Here is a 23,225-nt window from a genome sequence, read left to right on the forward strand (position 1 = left end):
CGCCCACGCGGCCTCAGGGAGGCAGCCCCGAGGAGAGCACCTCGCGGATGTTCCCCGCCGTGTGCTGCGTGCCCCAGAGTGCGTTCACCAGCGCGGCGACCCCCTCCGAGCCCGCGTAGAAGTGGCCCGAGGCCATGTCGACCAGGGTGACGCGTGGGTCCGCCAGCTCGAGCAGGCGCGGGGCCACCTGGGACACGTCCCGCCCGTTCAGCTGGAGTACGCGCTGCGCCTGGAGCCACCCCACCAACACGTCCTGCACGAAGGGGATGTAGAGCGGCTGCTCGGCGCGCCCCAGGTTCGTCAGCAGATACCCCAGGGACACCGTGGTGACGGCATGGCCGTACTGGACCACCAGCGACCCATGGTCCAACGCACGCGTGTTCCAGTCCGGGACCTCCAGATGTTGGACGTACAGCGGTGCCATCGTCGGGCCCACGAGCGACGCGAGCGTGCGGGTCTGCTCCACGGGGACGAGCGTGTCCCAATCCTCGTGCAGGACGAGGAAGGGCGTCGTCAGCTTCGGCGCGAGGTGCTCGCGCGTCCACGTGCTGTAGTCCGCGCCCGGTGCCCCCGGTGGCCCGCCCGTGGTGGCGACGATGCGGCGCTGATAGGGCTCGAAGAACGTGGCGTACTGGACGCGCACCCACGGGTCCGACACGCGCGAGGGAATCACCGTCTCCAGGTATTCGAACTGCCGCGCGAAGTCGGACAGCGGGAAGAGTGCCACACCCGCCTTCGGACGCACCGCCGTCGGCGCATCCGCCGCCGCGTAGAGCGCCTCGAATCCACCCCAGGAGCCTCCTTGGATGCCGATGCGTGAGCGGTCCACTTCGGGCGCCTGCTCGAGGAAGCGCAGCCCCGCGTGCATGTCGTCCCGGTCATTCTGGATGCTGCCGCCGGCGTAGAAGCGGCCGAAGACGTTGAGCACGCCGAAGCCGTTGTACAGGTAGAAGAACGACTCGGCCGCGATGAACTCCGGCGTGCTGATGCTGTAGACGATGTTGGACGAGCCCGCGTGGTGGCCTGGCTCGCTGTCATCCGGATGGAAGCCGTTGCCTCGCTGCGCCCACTTCGCGTCCACCGCCTCGCCCGTCCACGTGATGCCGTCGTAGGGACGCGTGAGCATCATCACGGGCCAGGCGCCCGGATTCCTCGGCGGGAACCACTGCGCGTAGGACGCCGCCTTGCCTTCCTCCTGGAGCCGCAGCAACTGGTACGCCCACTGCTGCCCTCCCGCCGCCGCCTGCCCCGAGCCGAGGACCGTCACCGTCAACGGCTTGGATTCAGTCGCGCTCTCCTCGGGAGGAAGCGGCGCCTCGGGTTTCGGGTCGGACGAGGAGCAGCCCATCAGGGCCAGGACGAGAATCACCCATCGTGTCGTGCGCATGAGCCCCAAGACACCGCATCCTGGATTTTTTGGAAGCGACCGGCGCGGATTCCTCGTCACCGCCCCAACAGTGCGCCCCGCGCTACTTCGCGCCCTCGGGCTCCTTGAAGATGGCCACGTGCGGCTGACCATCCTGGCCCACGTAGCCGCGATACATGCCCGAGGAGTTGAAGGGCATCGCCACGTTCCCATCTCGGTCCATCGCGATGACGCCGCCCTCTCCTCCCGCCTTCACCAGCACGTCGTTGACGACCAGGTTGGCGGCCTCGGGCAGGGGCAGCTCCTGGTACTCGACGCGCGCGCAGATGTCGCGCGCCACGGTGTAGCGGATGAAGAACTCCCCATGCCCCGTGGCGGAGACCGCGCAGCGCGGGTCCGCATAGGTGCCCGCGCCGATGATGGGCGCATCCCCCACGCGGCCGTAGCGCTTGTTCGTCATGCCGCCGGTGGACGTGCCCGCCGCGAGGTTGCCGGCCTGGTCCAGCGCCACCGCGCCCACGGTGCCGAACTTGTGGTCCCCCGTCACCGGGTCATACCCGGGCCGCAGCGTGGAGGGCGTCGTGCCCGGAGCGGGCGTCGCGCGCTCCTTCTCCAGCGCGCGCTGGAGGCCCTGCCAACGCTCCTCCGTGTAGAAGTACTTCGGGTCCACCAGCTCCACGCCCTGCGCCTTGGCGAAGGCCTCCGCGCCCTCTCCCATCATCATCACGTGCGGCGACTGCTCCATCACCCGGCGCGCCAGGTCGATGGGGTTCTTCACATGACGAAGCCCCGCGACGGCGCCCGCCGAGCGCGTCCTGCCGTCCATGATGGCCGCGTCCAGTTCATTGACGCCGTCGTGGTTGAAGACCGCGCCCTTGCCCGCGTTGAAGTGTGGAGAGTCCTCCAGGACACGGATGGCCGCGCTCACCGCGTCCAGGCTCGTGCCCCCCTTGGCCAGCACGCCATGTCCCGCCGCGAGGGCCTGCTGCAGCGCCGCGCGGACCTCGGCCTCGCGCTCCGCAGAGAGGTTCTCGCGTGAGATGACGCCCGCGCCGCCGTGGATGACCAACCCCCACCGGGGCTTGCGAGCAGCCGAGCCCTCCTGGGTGAGCCGCGCGTCATCCACCTGCGCGCCCTGGGTGCTCGTGCAGCCCACGGGCAGGAGGAACAGCGCGGTCCCAGCGACGAGGCTTCGGGGAAGAGACGGCAGGGAAGCGAACATTCCGTGACCTCCAGCGGGCCCGGGGAGACGACGCGTGCGAGGCCGCGACACGCGTGTTCCCAGGGGGATGTGCCCGCGTCGGTAGCACGGCGCTCCGGAGGGCACAACGACGGCTCCCTGCCTGCCCTCCAGGCGACGAGCAGGCCACGGACGAAGCGCCTTGCTGATCGCTCCGTCCCCCGTGCCGCATGGCGCCGGCGTGCACAGTCTCGGGGTCGTCCACGGAACCGGGGAGCGCGTGATGAAGAAGCTGAAGGGCTTGCGGGTGGCGGTGCTGGCGACGAGCGGCTTCGAGCAGGTGGAGCTGACGCGCCCGGTCAAGAAGCTTCAGCGCCAGGGCGCGGAGGTGACCGTCGTGTCGCTGCTGCCCGGCCACATCCGGGGCATGAACCACATGCTGCCGGGCAAGAAGGTGCGCGTGGACGCCACGCTGCGCGACGTGAAGGCCGCGGACTTCGACGCGGTGCTGCTGCCCGGCGGGCTCATCAACCCGGACACGCTGCGCCAGAGCGCGCTCGCCAAGGACTTCGTCCACGACGCGGACTCGCTCAACCTGCCCATGGCCATCATCTGTCATGCGCCGTGGCTGCTCATCTCCGCGGGCCTCACCGAGGGCCGCACGCTCACGTCATGGCCCGGCATCCAGGATGACGTGAAGAACTCCGGCGCACTGTGGCGCGACGACGAGATGGTGCGCGATGACAACTGGGTCTCCAGCCGGGGGCCGCAAGACCTGCCCGCTTTCGAGCGCGCCATGGTGGAGCTCTTCGCGGAGAAGATGCCCGAGGTGCGCGAGCGCCTGCGTCAGGCCCAGGACGAGCACCCCGTGGCCGCGCGCTACCACCCGGCCACGGAGGAGTCCGGGCGGCGCTGGCCCCGACTGCTCGCGGGCAGCCTGGCCACCGCCGCCATCAGCTTCGGCGTGCGCCGGCTGGCCGCTTCACGCTGAAGCGCGCGAGGGCCGTGGTGCGCTCCACGGCCCTCCCCGCGGTGCGACGAGCTCGAGCGCCGCTCAGAGGCAGCGGGGAGTGCTACCCACCTGCCGGCAGATGCACTGCCCCTGCTCGCCGCCATCGCAGCAGGGGAAGCTGGACAGGTCGAGGCAGATCTTGGTCCGCGCGAAGGAGCAGGTCGGCATCCCGGGCCGGCAGCCGGTGGGCGGGCACGCGTACGTCGTGCCATCACAGACCACGCCCACGTAATTCGTCGAAGTGCAGGTGACGGGCGTCGTCGGACACGTGACGGTGGTGCCATCCGAGCAGGAGGCGTAACAGCCCACCAGCTCCTCCGAGGACGTGCTCAGGGCCTCGCTCTCGTCGACCGCCGCCTCGGCGGGCACTCCGCCACACCCCACCACAAGACTGACGGCGCAAGCCCACAGCCACAGCTTCAGGCACTTCATGGCAGACCTCCTGGTGTCGAGAAGGTGTGCGAGCGAAGGACGACCGAGCCGGCGGCATCCTCCGCAATCCAGGCATCAAGAGCAACTTCAAGACAGGAGTATCGCGCCCCTGTCTCGACGCGCGCGGGCCAGAAGCCCGTGGTCAGCTCGACTCAGGAAGTCACATCCACCCGAGCTGCAGCCGGGCCACGTCCGTCATCCGGCCCTGGTCCCAGGGCGGGTCCCACACCAGCTCCACGTGGGCCTCCTTCACGCCGGGCACGCCGCTGACCTTGGTGCGCACGTCATCCACCAGCACCGGCCCCATGCCGCAGCCGGGCGCCGTCAGCGTCATCTGGATGTCCACGCGCTGCCCGCCCTCCGGCAGCGGCTCCGCCTTGCACGCGTACACCAGGCCCAGCTCCACGATGTTCACCGGAATCTCCGGGTCATACACCGTGCGCAGCTGCTCCCAGACCTGCTCCTCGTGGAACTCGCTGGGGTCGCCCGAGGCCTTCTCCTTGGGCGCGTACTCCTCGCCCAGCGCCGCGCCGTCCTTCTCGTCGATGCGGAAGAGCTGCCCGTAGGGGTCCTGCACCGTGATGTTGCCGCCGAGCGTCTGCATCACCCGCAGCTCCGCGCCCTCCGGCAGCACCACCCTGTCACCACTGGGGATGATGGTCGCGGGGACCTCCCGCTCCAACATCGCCGTCACGCCTCGCATGGTCCGCTCCCTCCTTCCCTACTCCGTGGAGACCGCTTCACTGTGTCCCGCCAGCGCCGCGCGCATCGTGTGCCACGCCAGGCTCGCGCACTTCACCCGCGCGGGGAACTCGCTCACGCCCGACAGCACCGCGAGCTTGCCCAGCGCGTCCAGGTCCACCGACTCCGGCCCTTCGGTCACCAGCTTGTGCACCAGCGCGAAGAGCGCCTCCGCCTCCTCGCGCGACTTGTCCTTCACCGCCCCCGTCATCAGCGACGCGGACGCGCGTGAAATCGCGCAGCCCTGCCCCTGGAAGCCGATGTCGCGGATGACGTCTCCGTCCAGCTTCAGCGTCACGGAGAGCTGGTCTCCGCACAGCGGGTTGTGGCCCGCCGCCTCGTGGTTGGCGCCCTCCACCACGCGGTAGTTGCGCGGCCGCTTGGAGTGCTCCAGCACCACCTCTTGATAGAGGTCCTTCAATTCATCCGAGCCCGAGCTCATCCGAACACCTCCCTCACCTTGTGCAGCCCGCGCACGAGCGCGTCCACGTCCTCGCGCGTGTTGTAGAGCGCCAGCGACGCCCGCGCCGTCGCCGGCAGCTTGAAGTGCTGCATCACCGGCTGCGCGCAGTGGTGGCCCGTGCGGATGCAGATGCCCTCGCGGTCCAGGATGGTGCCCACGTCATGCGGGTGGATGTCCTCCAGCGTGAAGGACAGCACGCCCGCCTTCTCGCGCGCGGTGCCGATGAGCCGCAGCCCCGGCACCGCCTCCAGCGCCTCGGTCGCGTAGGCCATCATCTGCCGGTCGTGCTCGGCGATGGCGGCCAGCCCCACGCCCCGCAGATACCGGATGGCCGCGGCCAGCCCCACCGCGCCCTCCAGGTTCGGCGTCCCCGCCTCGAAGCGGTGCGGCACGCGGTTGTACGTCACCTTCTCCATCGTCACGGAGAGGATCATGTCCCCGCCGCCCTGGTACGGAGGCATCGGCTCCAGGCGCTCCAGGCGCCCGTACAACACGCCGATGCCCGTGGGGCCGAACGTCTTGTGCCCGCTGAAGGCATAGAAGTCACAGCCGATGTCCTGCACGTCCACCGGGAAGTGCGTCACCGACTGCGCCCCATCCACCAGCACGGGGATGCCCTTCGCGTGCGCCCGGCGCGTCAGCTCCTTCACCGGGTTCACCGTGCCCAGCGCGTTGGACACGTGCGTCACCGCGAGGATGCGCGTCTTCTCCGTGAGCAGCGCGTCCACCGCGTCCAGCACCAGCTCGCCCCGGTCATCCACCGGAATCACCTTGAGCGTGGCGCCGGTCTGCTCGCACAGCATCTTCCAGGGGACGATGTTGGCGTGGTGCTCCATCTGGGTGATGAGCACCTCGTCCCCGGCGCCGATGTGCTTGCGGCCGTAGGTCTGCGCCACGAGGTTGATGGCCTCCGTGGTGCCACGCACGAAGATGATTTCACGCACGTCCCGGGCGTTGAGGAAGCCGCGCACCGTCTCGCGCGCGCCCTCGTAGGCCTCCGTCGCGCGCTCGGAGAGGATGTGGACGCCCCGGTGCACGTTGGCGTTGTCGTGCTGGTAGAAGCGGACGATGGCGTCGATGACCGCCTGTGGCTTCTGCGCCGTGGCCGCGCTGTCCAGGTAGACGAGGGGACGGCCCCGCACCTCCTGCCGCAGCAAGGGGAAGTCCGCGCGCACCTGCTGCACGTCGAACGTGCTCATGCCGTCACCTCCGTCCGGGCCGCGCCCGGCAGCCTCTGGGCCAGCAGCGACTCCACGCTCGCGCGCACCGGGCCCTCCGGCACCGCCTCCACCAGCTCGCGGGCGAAGGCATACGTGAGCAGCCGCTCCGCCTCCGCCTGGGGGATGCCTCGCGAGCGCAGGTAGAACAGCGCCTGCGCGTCCAGCCGCCCCACCGCCGCGCCGTGCGCGCACTTCACGTCGTCCGCGAGAATCTCCAGCTGCGGCCGAGTGTCCGCCTGCGCGTGCTCGGACAACAGGAGGTTGCGGTTCTGCTGCCGCGCGTCCGTGCGCTGCGCGTCCTGCTGCACCTTCACCAGGCCGTGGAACGTGCCGCGTGCCCGGTCATCCAGCACGCCCTTGTACAGCTCGCGGCTGGTGCAGTCCGCGACGGCGTGGTCCAGCGCGGTGCGCACATCCTGATGCTGCGTCCCGCGCCCCACGTACAGGCCGTTCAGAGTCGCGTCGCCACCCTTGCCCGCGAAGGAGACGTGCACCTCGTTGCGCGCCAGCACGCCGCCGAAGGCGAACGTGTGCGAGACGAAGCGGCTGTCGCGCCCCTGCTTCACGTGCAGCCCGCCCACGTGCAGCGCGGCGTCCCCCTCCGACTGGAGGCGGTAGTGCTTCAGGCTGGCGTTGTCGCCCAGCGTCACCTCGGTCACCGCGTTGGTGAACGTGGCCGCGGGACCTCCGCTCGCGCTGGCGTACGTCTCCACCAACGTGCCCTCGCTGCCCTCCTCCGCGAGCACCAATACACGCGGGCTCGCGAGCACGGGCGCATCGCCGCGCGTCAGGAAGATCAGCTGCACGGGCACCTCGCTCAGCGCGCCCTTCGACAGGTGCACCAGCGCCCCATCCTCCAGCAGCGCCGCGTTGAGCGCCGTGAAGGCCTGCTCCGACGCCCGCGCCCGCTGGCCCAGGTGGGCCTCGAGCAGCGCCGCGTCCTGCGTCAGCGCCGCGCCGAGCGGCTTCACCATCAGCCCACGCGGCAGGCCCGTCACGCTCGACAGCTCCGGAGCGAAGCGTCCGTCGACGAAGACCAGCCGAGGTCCACCCACGAGCGCGAGCCCGTCCACCACCGGCGCCAGCGCCGCGCTGTCACGCGTCGCCGACACGGGCGAGAAGCCCCCCTCCGCGATGGGCGAGACGTTGGTGTACTTCCACGCCTCGTCCTTCGTCGTCGGCAGGCCCAGGCGCTCGAAGTGCGCGAGCCCCTCCTGACGCAGGGCGCGCAGGAAGGCGGGCGCGCTCGCGGACGCCTTCTGGAAGCGCGAGGCGACGTCCAGGTAGCGCGTCATCGCCGGACCTCCCCGCCCTTCGGCGCCCCCTTGCCACCCTCCAGGCCCAGCCAGCCGTAGCCCTTCTCCTCCAGCTCCAGCGCCAGCTCACGCCCGCCCGAGCGGACGATGCGGCCCGCCGCCATGACGTGCACCTTGTCCGGGACGATGTAGTCGAGCAGCCGCTGGTAGTGGGTGATGAGCACCATGCCGCGGTCCTTGGAGCGCAAGCCGTTCACCCCACCCGCCACCGTGCGCAGCGCGTCGATGTCCAGGCCCGAGTCCGTCTCGTCGAGCACCGCGAGGCGCGGCTCCAGCACCGCCATCTGGAAGATTTCGTTGCGCTTCTTCTCGCCGCCGGAGAAGCCCTCGTTCACCGAGCGGTTCATGAAGGCCGCATCCAGTTGCACCAGCTTCGACTTCTCCTTGGCGAGCTGGAGGAAGTCCATCGCGTCCAGCTCCTCCAGCCCCTTCACCCGGCGCTGCGCGTTGAGCGCGGTGCGCAGGAAGTGCAGGTTGCCCACGCCCGGAATCTCCACCGGGTACTGGAAGGCCAGGAACACGCCCTCCGTCGCGCGGGCCTCGGGCGACAGCTCCAAGAGCGACTTGCCGTCGAGCAGCACCTCGCCTTGCGTCACCTCGTAGGAGTCGCGCCCCGCGAGCACGCTCGCCAGCGTGCTCTTCCCCGAGCCGTTGGGCCCCATGATGGCGTGCACCTCACCGGCGCCCACCTCCAGGTCGATGCCCTTGAGGATGTCCTTGTCGCCCACGCGGGCGTGCAGATTCCGAACCGACAGCAGCGCCATGACCTACCCCACGCTCCCTTCCAGACTCACTCCGAGCAGCTTCTGCGCTTCCACCGCGAACTCCATCGGGAGCTCCTTGAAGACCTGCCGGCAGAAGCCATTGACGATCATCGACACCGCGTCCTCCTGGGAGATGCCGCGCTGTCTGCAATAGAAGAGCTGGTCCTCGCCAATCTTCGACGTGGAGGCCTCGTGCTCCACCTGCGCGGACGCGTTCTTCACCTCGATGTACGGCACCGTGTGGGCGCCGCACTTGTCCCCCAGGAGCAGCGAGTCGCACTGCGTATAGTTGCGCGCGTCCTGGGCGCTCTTGAGCACCTTCACCAGCCCCCGGTACGTGTTCTGTCCCCGGCCCGCGCTGATGCCCTTGGACACGATGGTGGAGCGGGTGTTCTTCCCGATGTGCACCATCTTCGTGCCCGTGTCCGCCTGCTGCAGGTTGTTGGTGAGCGCCACCGAGTAGAACTCGCCCACCGAGTCATCCCCCTTGAGGATGACGCTCGGGTACTTCCAGGTAATCGCCGAGCCCGTCTCCACCTGCGTCCACGAAATCTTCGCGCGCTCGTGCGCGATGCCGCGCTTGGTGACGAAGTTGTAGATGCCGCCCTTGCCCTCGGCGTCGCCGGGGTACCAGTTCTGCACCGTGGAGTACTTGATGGTGGCCCCCTTGAGCGCCACCAGCTCCACCACCGCCGCGTGCAGCTGGTTGGTGTCGCGCTGGGGCGCCGTGCAGCCCTCCAGGTAGCTCACGTAGGAGCCCTCGTCCGCGACGATGAGCGTGCGCTCGAACTGGCCCGTCTCCGCCGCGTTGATGCGGAAGTAGGTGGACAGCTCCATGGGGCACCGCACGCCCTTGGGCACGTAGACGAACGAGCCGTCGCTGAACACCGCCGAGTTGAGCGCCGCGAAGAAGTTGTCCGAGTGCGGCACCACCGTGCCCAGGTACTTCTTGAGCAGCTCCGGGTGCTCGCGCACCGCTTCGGAGAAGGAGCAGAAGATGACGCCCGCCTTGGCGAGCTTGTCCTTGAACGTCGTCGCCACGGACACCGAGTCGAACACCGCGTCCACCGCGACGTTCTGCAGGCGCTTCTGCTCCTCGAGCGGAATGCCGAGCTTCTCGTAGGTGCGCAGAATCTCCGGGTCCACCTCGTCCAGGCTGTCCTTCTTCGGCTTGAAGCGCGGCGCCGAGTAGTAGCTGATGCCCTGGTAGTCGATGGGGCGGTACGTCACCGCCTGCCACGTGGGCTCGCGCAGCGTGAGCCAGTGGCGGTAGGACTTCAGGCGCCACTCGAGCAGGAAGGCCGGCTCGCCCTTCTTCTCGGACAGCGCGCGGATGACGTCCTCGCTCAGGCCGGGCGGGAAGGTGTCCGCCTCCACGGCGGAGACGAAGCCCGCCGCGTACGGGCGGCGCGTCAGCTCCTGCAATGTGTCGGTGGTCATGAGCGTGCTCCTGTCACGGATGAAGTCGTCGGGGTGGCGGTGGGGCTCGCGGGCCGCGAGGGCAGGCCCAGGCCCACCAGTCGCTCCGGCATGCGCGGCGCCGGGGCGATGAGGTCCGCCAGCGTCAGGCGCGCCAGCGACTCCTGGATGGCCTGATTGATGAGGCGCCAGTGGCCTCGCACCTGGCACACGGCCTCCAGCTCACAGGGCGCGCCGCCGGTGGGGTGCACGCCACACTCGGTGAGCGACACCGGGCCCTCCAGCGAGGCCACCAGCTCCGCCAGGGACAGCGAGGCCGCCGGCCGGGCGAGGCCGTAGCCACCGTTCGCGCCTCGATGGGACACCACGAGGCCCGCCTGAAGCAGGCCCTTGAGCACCTTGCTGGCCGAGGGCAGTGGCACACGGGTACGTGCCGCCAGCTCGCGAGTGGTACGGGTGCCACCCTCCACGCGAGCCAGCTCGGTCATCAGCACGATGCCGTAATCGGTCATCTTGCTCATCCGGAGCATGCGGGGCGCTCTCTCCTCTCTGGGTCCATTCCCACGCGAGCCCTCCAGCCCGCCGGGGCGTCATATGTAATCTGGACCGTTTCAGTCCACATTGCATTTTGACGGGAGGCGGTCGGCCCTGCGGTTGGAGGCTCTCTGGGACGGGGCTAGGGTGAAGCCCTTGTCATCCGGAGGGAATCCGCCGATGCGTCATCTGCTGCTCCTGGCCACACTGGCACTGAGTCTGGCGGGCTGCGAGAAGAAGTCCGCGCCCACCCCCACCGACGCCCCGCCGAGCGGCCAGGCCACGGCTCCCCAAGGCTCCCAGGAGGGCACTCCAGCGCAGGCTCCCGCCCAGCCGGGCGCGCAGGGGCAGGCGACCGGGGACTCGGGCCCCATCGTCGTGGGTGAGGTGGGGAGCCTCACCGGCAGTGAGGCCACGTTCGGCGTGTCGGCGCGCAACGGCATCGAGCTGGCGCTGGACGAGGCCAACGCGGCCGGCGGCGTGAAGGGCCGCAAGGTGGTGGTGCGCGTGTACGACAGCCAGGGGCGCCCGGAGGAAGGGGCGCAGGCGGCGACGCGGCTGATTACCCAGGACAAGGTGGTGGCGATTCTCGGTGAGGCGGCCTCGTCGGTGTCGATGGCGATGGCGGAGAAGGCGCAGGCGGGCAAGGTGCCGATGATTACGCCCACGTCGACGAGCGCCGAGGTGACGAAGAAGGGCGACTACATCTTCCGCGTCTGCTTCATCGACGAGTTCCAGGGCCTGGTGATGGCGAAGTTCGCGCGCGAGAACCTGAAGCTGTCGCGCGTGGCGGTGCTCACGGACAACAAGAGCGCGTTCTCGATGGGGCTCGCCAACGTCTTCACCGCGAAGTTCCAGGAGTTCGGCGGACAGGTGGTGGGGACGGAGAGCTACTCGAAGGGGGACACCGACTTCCGCGCGCAGCTGACGGCCATCAAGCAGCTGAAGCCGGAGGCGATGTTCGTGCCGGGCTACTACACGGACGTGGGCATCATCGCGCGGCAGGCGCGCGAGGTGGGCCTGAAGGTGCCGCTCTTGGGCGGCGACGGGTGGGACTCCGACAAGCTGTTCGAGCTGGGCGGGTCCGCGCTGGAGGGCAGCTACTTCTCCAACCACTACTCGCCGGGCAACCCGGACCCGGTGCTCCAGTCGTTCCTGGCGCGCTACAAGGCGCGCTACCGCGGCGTGCCGGACAGCGTGGCCGCGCTGGCATACGACGCGGGCCGGGTGCTGGTGGAGGCGATGAAGCGCGCGCCGGACCTGAGCGGCCCGTCGCTGCGCGACGCCATCGCGGCGACGAAGGACTTCCCGGGCGTGGCGGGGCGCATCACGTTGGACGCGAACCGGGACGCGGTGAAGGAGGCCGTCGTGCTGAAGGTCGCCGGCGGCAAGGCGGAGTTCGTCACCACCGTGAAGCCGTAGCGGTGGTGCGTGCCCGGTCCCCCGTCCTCACGGGATGGGGGACTGGATGACGTAGTAGATGGAGTTGAAGTAGCGGTGCAGCGCGTTGAGGAGCTGGACCAGGAAGGGCCAGCCCATCACCGTGAAGCCCATGAGCGCCGCGGTGACGACGGCGTACTCCACCATGGACTGGCCGCGAGGCTTGCGTTGGTTCAGCACGGCCATCAGCACTTTCCCGGCTGCTTGCAGCCCATGTAGTACTGGCCTCGCTCCCGCGCCGTGGCCTGGTTGTTGTTCACCTCCCAGTCACGCCACTCGTTGTTGAAGTAGTTGGCGGGGGTCAGCCCCTGGGTGATGACTTGTGACGGCGCGCCGCCGTTCTGCGGCTGGATGGAGAGGCTGACGTCACGCGGGTCGTCCCCCGGGGTGTGGTCGAGCCGCAGGTCGGTCGCGAGCAGGTTGCGACTGATGGCCTGGTTGACGAGCTGCTCGGCGGCGGGCCCCATCTGCGTGTAGCCCGAGTTCTCCTGGTTCGAATACACCTGCTGCACGCGCGCGTAGAGGTCGCCCGCCTCCTTCTGCCCCTCTCCGGGTGAGAAGCTCTGCCCCTTGGTGAGGGCCCACGTGTCCGTCACCAGCGCGATGTACTCCCACGAGAGCAGGTAGGTGTCCTTCTCGCTCCCGCCCTTGGCGTTCCCATGGACGTCCTTCTCCCTCCGGTCCTTCTGCTCCTTCGCGAGGTCGACCTTCGAGAACTCCTGGAGGAACGTCGTGGGGAGCAGGTAGTTCTGGACGCCACTGCGCGCCGAGCAGCGGATGAGCCCGCCCTTGTTGAACTGCTGCATGTAGGAGCCGTGCAGCGTCACGCCGTAGGAGCCGACGGCGTTCTGATCCACGGAGCAGTACACCTGCTTGGCCCCCGGATGCAGCCAGCACGCATGCGCGACGACCTCCTGGTGGTGGCTGACATCGTCCGTGTCGCACTCGGGTCCATTGCCGGAGCCGTAGCTGTCCAGACCCGACTCGTGGTCGCAGAACATCCGCCGCGCCAGGCCCTGCGTCTGGCCGAAGCCCGCGAAGGACTCACCGCCCTCCGGCTCGGCGGCGTAGTCCGACACCGCATAATCCCAGACAGTGGAGACCACGGTCTCCTGCGCGTCCAGGACGTGCTTCAGGAGGTCGTCCAGGAAGATGGCGTACATGAACACGGGGATGATGACGAGCATGCACAGCGCCGTCTCCACCGCGGCCGCGCCCCGCTCGAAGCGGCTCCCAGTCCTGGCTCTCACAGCGACACCTCCGGCGCCTCGGCGATGGAGGCCGCGTCGGAGTTGCCCGCCTCCTCCAGCACCTTCTTCGCCTCATCGGGCTTGAACGGATGCAGCTTCACGCGCCAGTAGGGCGCGAAGAGGTTGGGGGGCTCCGACCAGCCGCCCTGCTTGAAGCGGTGGTAGTAGACGAGCGACTTCGACAGGCTCATGCCATCCGCCGCGGACAGCGTCAGGCTGCCGGTGCCCTGCTGGCCATGCGTGACCTTCACGCTCCGGGAGGAGTTGAGCTCCCAGGGGGCCTTCCCCGTGTCACCCACGTTCAGCTTCATCGTGTAATAGCTGTAGACGCGCGGCTGGCCCCAGTCGCGGCCCGCATCGGGGTTGGCGCGATACTTCATGAAGCAGTTGCCCGAGCCGGCGCACGACGTGAGCGCCTTCGCGTTCGTGCCCTCGAAGCGATGCTGCCCCTGGTGCGCCATCAGCACTGTGTGGCCTCCGCCCCCGTCGTCGCTCCAGATGTTGGCCAGGTAGGGCGCGGTCACCGGAGTGGCGTCCTCCCACGTGAGCTGGGAGTGGGTGCCCGTCTCGTTGGCGGCCACGGTGGACCCTTGATTGCCCCCCGTCTGCCCCGAAAGGTAGACGCCCATCATGTTCTGCACCGTCTTCGACGAGCCGAAGTGACCGACGAACTCGTGCGTCCCCTTGTTGTTGGGGATGGTCTTGAACTCCTCGAGGAACTTCTTGTTCAGGTGATCCGGCGGAAGCCCCTTGCGGTTGGCGGGCCACGCCGAGCGACTCGCGTTGCCAATCTCCGTCACCACGCGCGCGCGCGCCTCGGGCGAGGTGTTCGCCACGCTGCCCTGGCACTCCATCCCGTCCACGGCGCAGTTGAACTCGTTGGCGTTGATGGCCCCCACTCCCGACGCCAGGTCACTGACCTCGGGCACGGTCTCTGTCTTGAGCTGGGAGAGGCCATGACTCGAGCCATCCTTCACCGCCTGCAGGGTCTTCTCATGCACCTCCCGCTGCGAGGTGTGGATGTTGTCCACCATGAGGTCCAGCCCCTCCATGGCGGTCCTGAACTGACCCTCCAGGCCCCGGACGTCCCGGTCGTACATCAAGGCCTGCTTGGTGAACTTGGCGGCGATCTCCCCGGCCTCGATGGCGTGCTTGCAGCACGGGCACTTCCCCTGGCAGGCGGCGCACTTGAGGCCTTCGGCGGTGGCGATCGCCCCGAAGTTCATCGAACCTGCGCGCAGCATCTCGCCGGTGACGCTCGCCGCCGCCATGTACGCGTGCAGGCTGTTCATCGCCACGTAGGAGCCGGCGATGGCCCGGTTGCTGACCGCGTAGTAGTTGAGCGCGCGTGCCTCCAGCACGCCCATGGAGAACGCCATCGCGTCGCCGTGCTGCTGCAGGGACATCTTGCGGCGCAGCGCGTGGCTCAGGTTGAAGCTGAGCGTCACCATCAGCGCGAGCACGAGGAACGACAGCGAGCCCAGGACGATGGCCTGCCCACGCTGGCGACGGCGGACAGGCCGCCTCAATAGGCGAACGAGAAGAGGCATGCGTTCCTCGAGGGCAGGTCGTCGTTGTTGGTGTAGAGGTTCGACTGCATCCGCATGGTGTAGGAGGCGCGGATGGGGGCGATGTAGATGCGCTTGGCCGCGGCGCTGTCATAGGGGCCCTCGCCGGTGGAGGCGCTCCCGAACCTCCGGCTGGACACCAGGCCCTTCTCCTCCCCCTTCACCTCGCCCATGCGCATCAACATCGGCATGTCGCGGGCGCGGGCGGCGTTGAAGATGACCCAGTCCGCGAATGGGACGACCAGCCGGTAGTTGAACGTCACCTGGATGCGCAGCTTGGTGCGGTGGCTCGCCCGCCAGTCGCCGGACGTGGCGTTGTCCGGGTCATCGAAGTCCACCTCGCCGCCACTTCCGCCCGCGTCGGCCTTCGTCGGCCCGCAGATGGTGACCTCGGCGTACTTCAGCTCCGTGTCCGCCATCTTGTTGTCGTTGAGCTCCTTCCACTTGTCCGAGAACTCCTGCCCGCTGCCCACCGGACGCACGTACTCGATGCCGTCCGGGCCGGAGGAGCGCTTGGCGAGCATGGGCAGCAGCACCGCCACCGCCGCCTTCTCCATCTCCCGCACGTTCGCGTTGTGGATGGAGCCGGCCCGCACCGCCTTGTAGGCCGCGTACTTCGTCAACAGCCGCGCCTGGTGCATCAACCCGAGCTGCAGGATGCCCAGGATGAGGAACACGAAGAGCGGCAGGACAATCGCGGTCTCCACCGCGGACTGTCCAGACTGCGCCCTCGCAGGATGTAAGCGGAAGGGGCATCGCATCCATCAATCACTACCACGCACACAGAAAGAACCACAAAAGCCTGGGAATCGAATCTTCCATTCCCGACCCGCAATGTCCTGCGCCACACATCAATGACAGCCACACAGTGGACAAGGCCACTTCAACCACCCCGCCTGCCTGCCCGCATCGCCATCAAACAAATACAGGCATTCGCCTCAGGGAAATCCACGACATGACGACGCGGCAGTGACATTTCATTGCCCGCAAGGGCAGTACGAAGACTGTCTTTCGGAAAACACGTAAGGGTTTCCCGTCTGCCCTCCAGGCAGGCGGCACCCTCGCGCGCGAACGAAGCCCCTCAGACAGGAATCGAAACCGCCCGGCCGAATCCAGCGCGCCAGGAGCGCGCGACTCGTCACCGGGCCGCGGGTACCGCGCCAGCGCCCTTACGGGATGGGCGACTGGATGACGTAGTAGATGGAGTTGAAGTACCGGTGCAGCGCGTTCAGCAGCTGCACGAGGAACGGCCACCCCATCACGGTGAAGCCCATCAACGCCGCGGTGACGACGGCGTACTCCACCATCGATTGGCCGCGCGCACGCGAAAGCTTCCTCACCGACTTCTCCACCACGGCCTCCTTCCCTTCACTCATGGCACACCCCCCCGCTGCAGCAGCGACAGCTGGAGCTCCACGCCCGGCTCGGGCAGCTTCAGGCGCAGCGTGGCGCGACCCATCGTCGTCCCCCGCATCACCTCGAACCCGATACCGCCCGCATCCATCGGCTCCACCGCCCCCAGCTCCCAGCCCTTCTCCTTCAACAGCGCCCGGTACTTCTCCCCCACCACCGCGGGCGAGTCCCCCGGCATCCTGCCCGACACCACGTGGTGCGCCGCGCCCTCCATGTCGAAGGACAGCGTCACCGGCTCGCTCAGCTCCGGCGGCAGCGGCATCCACTGCGGCACCTTCGAGGCCCGCTTGAGCAGCGGCGCCACCTGCCCCGCCGACACGAAGCCCAAGGTCTCCCCGCCCTGCGCCAGCACCGACACCAACCGCATCTCCTCCGTGGCCGGGCTCCAGTACCCCACCCAACCGCCGTTCACCCCGTGCCGCTCACCGAGCACCGGCAACCCGTTGTCGAGCAGCACCTTGCGGTAGTGCTCCAACACCTGCTCCGGCGTGTCCTGCGTCGTGAACCAGGCCACCGCGATGGGCACGTCCGGCCCCAGGTAGTCCACCGCGAGCAGCTCCGCGCGGCTGGCGCGCGGATACGCCGGGAAGTGCACCAGCGCCCGCTTCAGCGCCGCCTCCTCCCCGGGCGAGCGCCCCGGCGCCTTCGTCGGAGGCGCGTCATCCAACGAGGGCGGAGGAGACCACTCCTCGGACACGTCCCGCCGCCCGTAGACCGCCCCCTCCCAGGCGAAGCCGATCAACGAGCCCACCACCGCCACGGAGAACAGCAGCGCGGGCACGCGGATGACCAGGCTCGACGCTTTCGACATCAGCACCGCTCCGCCTGGGGGCAGCCCAGGTAGTTGTTCCCTCGCGCGTTGTGCGTCTTCTCGTTGTTGTTGCGGTCCCAGTCCTTCCACTCGCTGTTGAAGTACGTGGCGCTGCTGCCGTTCTGGCTCATCTGCTGCGTCGGCCCGCCACTCGACGGGAACGGGACGATGGAGAGGCTCGCCTCGCGCGGGTCATCCCCCGGCGGCATGTCATCCAGCTTGATGTCGCTGCTGAGCACCTCTTGCGTGGCCTCGTTGACGAACGCCTCCGCGGCCGAGGACATCTGCTCGTAGGCCGGGTTGTCCCCGCTCGTGTAGATCTGCGACACGCGCGCGTAGAGGTTCTCCTGGTCGCCGTCCTCGGTGCCCGGCTCGTAGCGGGCCTCCTTGGTCAGCGCCCACGTGTCCGTCACGATGGCGATGCGCTCCCAGGGCAGCAGATAGACATCACCCGCCAGGCCGCGCGGGTCGTCCTGCAAGTCGCCGCCCTGCGCGTTGCTGTGGATGCCGTCGCTCTTCTTCTTCGTCTGCCGCGCCAGGTTCACCTGGCTGAAGTCCTGGAGGAAGGTGCGCGGCAACAGGTAGTTCTGCACGCCCAGCCGCGCCGAGCAGCGGATGACGCCGCCCTTGCCGAAGTCATCCATGTACGCCTGGTGCAGCGTCACGTTGTACGCGCCCGCGGGCCCACCGCCGCCCCCACCGTTCGGGTCCGCCCGGTTCAGCGTGCACTCCACCTGCTGCGCGCCCGGGTTGAGCCAGCACGCGTGCGCCGTGACTTCGGCGTGGTGGCCCTCGTCGTTCTCGCACTCGGGGCCCTTGCCGGGGCCGAAGCTGTCCAGGCCCGACTCGTGGTCGCAGTACTGCAGCCGCGCGTAGTACTGCGCGCCGCTGAAGCCGTAGAAGGGCTCCTCCTCCCCATCGGGTGGAGGGTCCTCGGGCTTCGTCGGGTAGTCCTGGACGGCGTAATCCCAGATGGTCGACAGCGCCGTCTCCTGCGAGTCGAGCGTGTGCCTCAGCAGGTCATCCACGAAGAGCGCGTACATGAACACGGGGATGATGACCAACATGCACAGCGCCGTCTCCACGGCGGCCGCGCCACGCCGTGCGCGTTGTCCATAAGTCTTCACAGGGCCACCCCGTCCACCTGGGACATCTGCGCCGCGTCCGAGTTGCCCGCCGCCTCCAGCACCTGCTGCGCGTCCCCTTGCGTGAAGGGGTGCAGCTTGGCGCGCCAGTACGGCGCGAAGAGGTTGGGCGCCTCCTTCCAGCCGTCTTCACCGAAGCGGTGGTAGTAGACCAGGGACTTGGACATGGCCATGCCCTCGGTCGCCGCCACGGTGAGGCTGCCCTGGCCCTGCTGTCCGTGGGTGAGGCGCACCTGCGCCGATGCGTTGAGCTCCCACGGCGCCTGACGCGTGTTGCCCACGCGGAAGGGCATGGACACGTAGCTGTACACGCGCGGCTGACCCCAGTCCCGGTCCGGGTCCGGGTTGGCGCGGAACTTCATGAAGCAGTTGCCGGAGCCCGCGCAGCCGGTGAGCGCGCGCGTGTTGACGCCCTCGAAGCGGTGCTGTCCCGAGTGCGCGCCGTTGTTCACGTGGCCACCGCCGCCGTCGTCGCTCCAGACCTCCGACTTGAAGTTGCTGGTGCCCACGCCGTGCTCCCAACGGTGGAAGATGTTGCCCTCGTCCGACGCGGCCACCATGGTGCCGTCGTTGCCACCGGACTGGCCGCCCTGGGTGAGCTGCCCCTTGCTCTTCACCGTCTTCGCGGTGCCCTTGGTGCCGGAGATGAGCTTCGTCGCCTCGTTGTCCGGAATCTCGTCCAGCTCATCGAAGAACTGCGAGTTGAGGTACTTGGGCAGGTTGGCGGACACGCCGCCGCCCGGGCTGTCGCGGTTGGCGGACCACCCCGCGCGCGTGGCGTTGGCAATCTCGGTCATCACCCGCGCTCGGGCCTCGGGCGAGGTGTTGCTCTCGCTGCCCTGGCACTCCATGCCGTCCACCGCGCAGTTGAACTCGTTGGCGTTGATGGAGCCCACCGCGGAGACCAAGTCGCTGGCGAGGGGCGCGGTGTAGTCGCGCAGCTGTCCCAGGCCGTGGCTCCTGCCGTCCTTGACGGCCTGGAGCGTCTTGTCGTGGACCTCACGCTGGGCGGTGTGCATGTTGTCCGCCATCAGGTCCAGGGCCTCCATGGCCTGCCGGAAGTTGGACTCGAAGGCCTCCACCTTGTCGTCGTAGTCCTTGCCCGCGTCGCGGAAGTCGCCGGAGATCTTGAACGCCTCCGCCATGTGCTCGCAGTGGTCGCACATGAACTCGCACGCGACGCACAGGCCGAACTCAATCATGGCGATCTGCATGAAGTTGTTCGACGACGCGCGCATCATCTGCCCGGTGAGGCTGGCGGCGGACATGTACGCGTGCAGGCTGTTCATCGCCACGTAGGAGCTGGCGATGGCCCGGTTGCTGACCGCGTAGTAGTTGAGCGCGCGCGCCTCCAGCACCGCCATGGAGAACGACAGCGTGTCGCTGTGCTGCTGCAGGGACATCTTGCGGCGCAGCGCGTGGCTCAGGTTGAAGCTGAGCGTCACCATCAGCGCCAGGACGAGGAACGACAGCGAGCCCAGGACGATGGCCTGCCCGCGCTGGCGGCGACGCAAAGGCCGGCTCAGTAGGAGAACGGGAAGAGGCATGCGTTGCTCGCGGGCAGGGCGTTGGCGCCCAGGTACAGGTTGGACTGCATCCGCATGGTGTACGTGGTGCGGATGGGCATGATGTAGACGCCCTGGGAGGCGGCGCTCTCGTAGGGGCCCTCGCCCGTGGCGGCGCCTCCGAAGCGGCGGGTGGAGGTCTTGGACTGCTCCTCCGCCTTGATCTTCCCCATGCGCATCAGCATGGGCACCTCGCGGCCGCGCGCGGCCTTGTAGATGACCCAGTCCGCGAAGGGCACCACCAGCCGGAAGTTGAGCGTCAGCTGGATGCGCAGCTTGGTGCGGTGGTTCTCCCGCCAGCTCCTCGGGTGGATGTTGTCCGGGTCGTCGAAGTCGAACTCGCCGCCGCCGGAGACCTCCTCCTGCGTGGGGCCGCAGATGGTGACCTCCGCGTACTTGAGGTTCGCCCCGGGCATCTGGTTGTTCTTCAGCTCCTCGAACTTGGTCTGGAACTCCTGGGCGGTGCCGACGGGCTTGACGACCTCGATGCCGCCCTCACCCGAGGTGCGGGTGCTGAGGATGGGCAGGAGCACCGCGAGGGCCGCGGCCTCCATGGTCTCCACCTTGGCGTTGTGCAGCGAGCCCGCGCGCACGGCCTTGTACGCGGCGTACTTCGCCAGCAGGCGCGCCTGGTGCATCAGCCCCAGCTGCAACGTGCCCAGGATGAGGAACACGAACAGCGGCAGGACGATGGCGGACTCCACCGCGGCCTGGCCTGATTGGGCCCTTGTGGGGACGGAACGCATCCAGCCTCGCTTCAGGAGCGGCACCCCACCGGGGGCTGCCGCCAGACGACAACAGGGTTGCACGGACCTTGAGATCTCGCGAATGGGAGGCCCGTTGTTGCGAGCCTCTTTCCCCGCTCCGAGCATCCCTCTCCTTAGGTGAAAATGCCGTGCGCGAAAGAGCCGTTCGGCCAGATGACCGATGGGTCCCGGGAAAACTCTCAGCGCCTGGAAAAGCGGGTGACGCGAAGAGACATCCATGCACCGCTCGCACGGCTGCTCCCGGGCGGATGGGACGGGGCTAGCGGCGGCGGGCCATCTCCTGGATGAGCTCCACGTAGCGGCGGTTCTTCGGGTTGATTTTGAAGGCCTTGCGCAGGGCCTCGTCGGCCAGGGCCCACTGGCCCTCGCCCTGGGCCACCTCGCCCAGGAGGGCCCAGCCGTCCTCCAGACCGGGCTCCTGGCGGACCACCTCCTGGAGCTCCTGGAGGGCCAGCCGGCCATGGGACTCGGGCTTCATCAGGTATCGGGCCCAGGCGCGCCAGGCGTGGTGCAGGGGCTTGGGCTCGATGTCGCAGGCGTACTCGAAGTACTCGAACGCGCCGGCGTACTGCTTGTCGGTGAGGCGGCGGCGGGCCTCGTCGAACTGCGTCTTCGCGTCGAGCAGGTCTGTGCGGATGCGGAACTGCTCGGCGGTGGAGGGGCGCCCGGTGGCGGTGCGCTCCTTCTCGCGGTGGGCGGCGCGGCGCTTTCGCCACAGCAGGTTCTGCTCCGCGTCGGACAGGGTGCCGTAGGCGCGGGCGTAGGCGGCGAGGAGGGACTCGGCCTTGTCCTTGAGCTCGGGCGTCTGGAAGCGCAGGGGTGAGTAGCGCTCGGCCCAGGCGAGGAAGGCCCGGCGCAGCGGCAGGGGCTGCACGTCCTCGGGGACCTCCAGCAGGGCGAAGGGGTCCTTGCTCCGGTGCGAGAGGAAGGCCGACACCAGCGCGTCGCGCGTGGCCACGTCCTCATCGCTGAAGGGCAGGCCCCGGGCGGCGACGGGCTCGGGCGCCACGGGCTCCGGGGGTGGAGTGGCCACGGGCACGGCGCGCGAGGACAGCTCCACGGCCCGGGCGTCCACGTCCTCCACGAAGCCCGCGACGCCCAGGAGGCACAGCGCGTACAGCCGCCGCAGCACCGTCTCCGTGTCGAAGCCCGTGCGCTCCATCAGCTCGTTGAAGGTGGGGCGCTGGCGAAGCTGCTGGAGCAGCCGCGCGTCCTTGGACGACAGCTTGGGGCCCGACTCCAAGGCGGGCATCTGCCCGAAGCGACGCTCGTCGGTGAAGGTGAAGTGGGTGGCCACCGCGTCGAAGGGCATCACGCCCTCCACGCCCGTGAGGATGAGCTGCGCGGTGTTCATCCGCACGCTCGCGTCGGGCGTCTCCACGTCCGCGATGAGGCGGTACTTCGCGTCCACCCACCGGAAGCAGTCGAGCAGCTTGTGGGCCAGGTTCGCCTGGAGCTGCTTGTACAAGTCGAACGGGCTGATGAGCCCCTTCTGCACCAGCAGCCCGCCCATCTGCATGCCCGAGGAGACGCTCTCCGCCAGGGACTTCTGGTAGTCGACCTCCGACAGCTTGCCCTTCTCCACCAGGTACTTCCCCAGCGTCTCGTGGAGCAGGTTGGACTGGCACGCCACGGGCGAGCCGTCCTCGAAGAGGATGCGCTTCTCGCGCTGGCGCACCTTCAGCTCCAGCGTGCACGTGCGCTCCTCCGTCATCAGCGCCTGGAGCAGCAGCGGGAAGGGCGTGTCCGCGAGCAATCCCTCGCGCTGCCGGAGCACCTGCGACGGGGAGGGAAACATGGAGCGGGGGCCTCGGATGTGGACGCGGGGGAGGGACTGCGCCCCGAAGCCTACGCCCGTCCCGCCACTCCAGACATCCCCTGGACAACCGGCCCTTCACCGGGAGGTCCGAACAGCGAGCGAACCGGCCTCCACTCGCGGTCCGGGGGTCTCGGGCTACCCGGCGCTACTCGACTTCGGGCCCCGCTTCTTCCCAGCCGGCGGCCGAGGGGGCCTCGCCCGGGTGGTAGCCCTCACCGTAGCCGCCGCCGTAGCGGTGGGTGCGCTGGGTGAACAGGCCCATCTGTCGGGCCATCGTCGCGCCCGTGCCCAGCACCAGCGCGAGCAGCACCGCGTACGTCAGCGGGCGGCTGGGTCGGGACAGCCACGCCCACCGGCGCTCACGGCGACGCTGGAAACCCGGGGCGACCACGTACTCGTTCCACGCCGCGTCCCGAGCGCGCTTCGCGTCCGCGCTCCGCCCGTCCTTCGCCAGGGCCCGCGCGAGCAGGTAGCGGCCCTCCACCGAGCCCAGCCGCGTCGCGCAGAAGCGCTCCAGCGCCTCGATGGCGCCCTTCACCTCGCCGCGCTTGAGCCGGAAGCGGCCTCGCTCCAGGTCGATGGCGCCCTGGCGGTAGCCGGCGTCCAGCTTCGCCGCCTCGTCCAGGAGCAGCTCGCCGCGCTGCGCGTCGCCCGCGCCCAGGTACGCGACGCCGAGCAGGTACAGGGTGTCCACGTCCTCGTCACCCGCCTCCAGGTTGGGCTTGAGGATGTCCACGGCCTCCGCATAGCGCTTCTGCTCCACGCGGATGTCCGCCAGCTCGTGGCGCGCGCGGCGCTCATGGGGGTTGGTGAGGATGGTCCCCGCGAGGTACCCGGCGCGCTGGAAGCGCTTCACCATGCGCACGGGGCTGGGCAACAGCCGCCACGTGAAGCGGTCCGCCACGAAGATGAAGACGATGACCAGGCCCAGCGACAACAGCGGGCTGCCCGTCAGCAGCGTCAGGAACATCCACAACAGCCACTTGCTCATACGCTCCTC

At 68.9% G+C, this 23,225-nt stretch carries 23 protein-coding genes; 2 read left to right on the forward strand and 21 right to left on the reverse strand.

From position 1 onward, the window contains the following. Positions 1 to 13: 13 nt before the first annotated feature. Together LXT21_RS06555 and LXT21_RS06560 are read right to left on the reverse strand one after the other, a co-directional pair. Positions 14 to 1,387 carry an alpha/beta hydrolase family protein gene (locus LXT21_RS06555; protein ID WP_254037228.1) on the reverse strand — a complete coding sequence of 458 codons (1,374 nt, stop codon included), beginning with the start codon at positions 1,385 to 1,387 and terminating at the stop codon, positions 14 to 16. 82 nt (positions 1,388 to 1,469) lie between these two features. After that, positions 1,470 to 2,588 carry an isoaspartyl peptidase/L-asparaginase family protein gene (locus LXT21_RS06560; RefSeq protein ID WP_254037229.1) on the reverse strand — a complete coding sequence of 373 codons (1,119 nt, stop codon included), beginning with the start codon at positions 2,586 to 2,588 and terminating at the stop codon, positions 1,470 to 1,472. Between the two features lie 241 nt (positions 2,589 to 2,829). On the opposite strand from LXT21_RS06560, the gene LXT21_RS06565 reads away from it, so the two are divergent. Further along, a complete protein-coding gene (locus tag LXT21_RS06565) occupies positions 2,830 to 3,537 on the forward strand; it encodes a type 1 glutamine amidotransferase domain-containing protein (RefSeq protein ID WP_254037230.1) in 708 nt (235 codons plus the stop codon). Between the two features lie 63 nt (positions 3,538 to 3,600). Here LXT21_RS06565 and LXT21_RS06570 read toward each other — a convergent pair whose 3' ends face one another. From LXT21_RS06570 to LXT21_RS06605, 8 genes are all read right to left on the reverse strand, one after another. After that, the gene (locus tag LXT21_RS06570; protein WP_254037231.1) at positions 3,601 to 3,990 is read right to left on the reverse strand and encodes a hypothetical protein; all 390 of its coding nucleotides are present in this window, start codon (positions 3,988 to 3,990) and stop codon (positions 3,601 to 3,603) included. A gap of 160 nt (positions 3,991 to 4,150) precedes the next feature. Beyond that, entirely contained in the window at positions 4,151 to 4,693 is a 543-nt protein-coding gene (gene sufT / locus LXT21_RS06575) for a putative Fe-S cluster assembly protein SufT (RefSeq protein WP_254037232.1), read from the reverse strand. An 18-nt stretch (positions 4,694 to 4,711) separates the two neighbouring features. Then, positions 4,712 to 5,173, reverse strand: coding sequence for a Fe-S cluster assembly sulfur transfer protein SufU (gene sufU, locus LXT21_RS06580; protein WP_254037233.1), 462 nt, complete (start codon positions 5,171 to 5,173; stop codon positions 4,712 to 4,714). After that, positions 5,170 to 6,393, reverse strand: a complete 1,224-nt coding sequence (locus LXT21_RS06585; RefSeq protein ID WP_254037234.1) for a cysteine desulfurase — start codon at positions 6,391 to 6,393, stop codon at positions 5,170 to 5,172. Before LXT21_RS06585 ends, sufU begins: the two co-directional genes overlap by 4 nt. Beyond that, entirely contained in the window at positions 6,390 to 7,709 is a 1,320-nt protein-coding gene (sufD, locus tag LXT21_RS06590; protein WP_254037235.1) for a Fe-S cluster assembly protein SufD, read from the reverse strand. The genes LXT21_RS06585 and sufD overlap by 4 nt, the downstream gene beginning before the upstream one ends. After that, the gene (gene sufC / locus LXT21_RS06595) at positions 7,706 to 8,494 is read right to left on the reverse strand and encodes a Fe-S cluster assembly ATPase SufC (protein WP_254037236.1); all 789 of its coding nucleotides are present in this window, start codon (positions 8,492 to 8,494) and stop codon (positions 7,706 to 7,708) included. The genes sufD and sufC overlap by 4 nt, the downstream gene beginning before the upstream one ends. Positions 8,495 to 8,497: 3 nt before the next feature. Continuing rightward, positions 8,498 to 9,934, reverse strand: a complete 1,437-nt coding sequence (gene sufB / locus LXT21_RS06600; protein WP_254037237.1) for a Fe-S cluster assembly protein SufB — start codon at positions 9,932 to 9,934, stop codon at positions 8,498 to 8,500. Next, entirely contained in the window at positions 9,931 to 10,443 is a 513-nt protein-coding gene (locus tag LXT21_RS06605; RefSeq protein WP_254037238.1) for an SUF system Fe-S cluster assembly regulator, read from the reverse strand. The genes sufB and LXT21_RS06605 overlap by 4 nt, the downstream gene beginning before the upstream one ends. Positions 10,444 to 10,627: 184 nt before the next feature. On the opposite strand from LXT21_RS06605, the gene LXT21_RS06610 reads away from it, so the two are divergent. Further along, positions 10,628 to 11,869, forward strand: coding sequence for an ABC transporter substrate-binding protein (locus tag LXT21_RS06610; RefSeq protein WP_254037239.1), 1,242 nt, complete (start codon positions 10,628 to 10,630; stop codon positions 11,867 to 11,869). 27 nt (positions 11,870 to 11,896) lie between these two features. On the opposite strand, the gene LXT21_RS06615 is transcribed toward LXT21_RS06610, so the two are convergent. The 11 genes from LXT21_RS06615 to LXT21_RS06665 form a co-directional block, all read right to left on the reverse strand. Continuing rightward, positions 11,897 to 12,073, reverse strand: a complete 177-nt coding sequence (locus LXT21_RS06615) for a hypothetical protein (protein WP_254037240.1) — start codon at positions 12,071 to 12,073, stop codon at positions 11,897 to 11,899. Continuing rightward, on the reverse strand, positions 12,073 to 13,137 hold the full coding sequence (locus tag LXT21_RS06620) for a TadE/TadG family type IV pilus assembly protein (RefSeq protein ID WP_254037241.1): 1,065 nt from the start codon (positions 13,135 to 13,137) through the stop codon (positions 12,073 to 12,075). The genes LXT21_RS06615 and LXT21_RS06620 overlap by 1 nt, the downstream gene beginning before the upstream one ends. Then, positions 13,134 to 14,687, reverse strand: coding sequence for a hypothetical protein (locus tag LXT21_RS06625; RefSeq protein WP_254037242.1), 1,554 nt, complete (start codon positions 14,685 to 14,687; stop codon positions 13,134 to 13,136). Before LXT21_RS06625 ends, LXT21_RS06620 begins: the two co-directional genes overlap by 4 nt. After that, complete coding sequence (locus LXT21_RS06630; RefSeq protein WP_256571355.1) at positions 14,663 to 15,466, reverse strand: TadE/TadG family type IV pilus assembly protein; 804 nt, start codon at positions 15,464 to 15,466, stop codon at positions 14,663 to 14,665. The genes LXT21_RS06625 and LXT21_RS06630 overlap by 25 nt, the downstream gene beginning before the upstream one ends. A 408-nt stretch (positions 15,467 to 15,874) precedes the next feature. Then, positions 15,875 to 16,081, reverse strand: coding sequence for a hypothetical protein (locus LXT21_RS06635; RefSeq protein WP_256571356.1), 207 nt, complete (start codon positions 16,079 to 16,081; stop codon positions 15,875 to 15,877). After that, positions 16,078 to 16,929, reverse strand: coding sequence for a hypothetical protein (locus tag LXT21_RS06640; protein WP_254037244.1), 852 nt, complete (start codon positions 16,927 to 16,929; stop codon positions 16,078 to 16,080). The genes LXT21_RS06635 and LXT21_RS06640 overlap by 4 nt, the downstream gene beginning before the upstream one ends. Next, positions 16,929 to 17,996 (reverse strand): hypothetical protein, encoded by a 1,068-nt coding sequence (locus LXT21_RS06645; protein WP_254037245.1) that lies wholly within the window; start codon positions 17,994 to 17,996, stop codon positions 16,929 to 16,931. Before LXT21_RS06645 ends, LXT21_RS06640 begins: the two co-directional genes overlap by 1 nt. Before the next feature lie 56 nt (positions 17,997 to 18,052). After that, positions 18,053 to 19,588 carry a hypothetical protein gene (locus LXT21_RS06650; RefSeq protein WP_323394166.1) on the reverse strand — a complete coding sequence of 512 codons (1,536 nt, stop codon included), beginning with the start codon at positions 19,586 to 19,588 and terminating at the stop codon, positions 18,053 to 18,055. A gap of 8 nt (positions 19,589 to 19,596) precedes the next feature. Then, a complete protein-coding gene (locus LXT21_RS06655; protein ID WP_254037247.1) occupies positions 19,597 to 20,385 on the reverse strand; it encodes a TadE/TadG family type IV pilus assembly protein in 789 nt (262 codons plus the stop codon). A gap of 280 nt (positions 20,386 to 20,665) precedes the next feature. After that, complete coding sequence (locus LXT21_RS06660; RefSeq protein ID WP_254037248.1) at positions 20,666 to 22,204, reverse strand: DUF4388 domain-containing protein; 1,539 nt, start codon at positions 22,202 to 22,204, stop codon at positions 20,666 to 20,668. 166 nt (positions 22,205 to 22,370) lie between these two features. Next, a complete protein-coding gene (locus tag LXT21_RS06665) occupies positions 22,371 to 23,216 on the reverse strand; it encodes a hypothetical protein (RefSeq protein ID WP_254037249.1) in 846 nt (281 codons plus the stop codon). Positions 23,217 to 23,225: the final 9 nt, after the last annotated feature.

The organism is Myxococcus guangdongensis (genome assembly GCF_024198255.1).
GTDB classification, from domain to species: domain Bacteria; phylum Myxococcota; class Myxococcia; order Myxococcales; family Myxococcaceae; genus Myxococcus; species Myxococcus guangdongensis.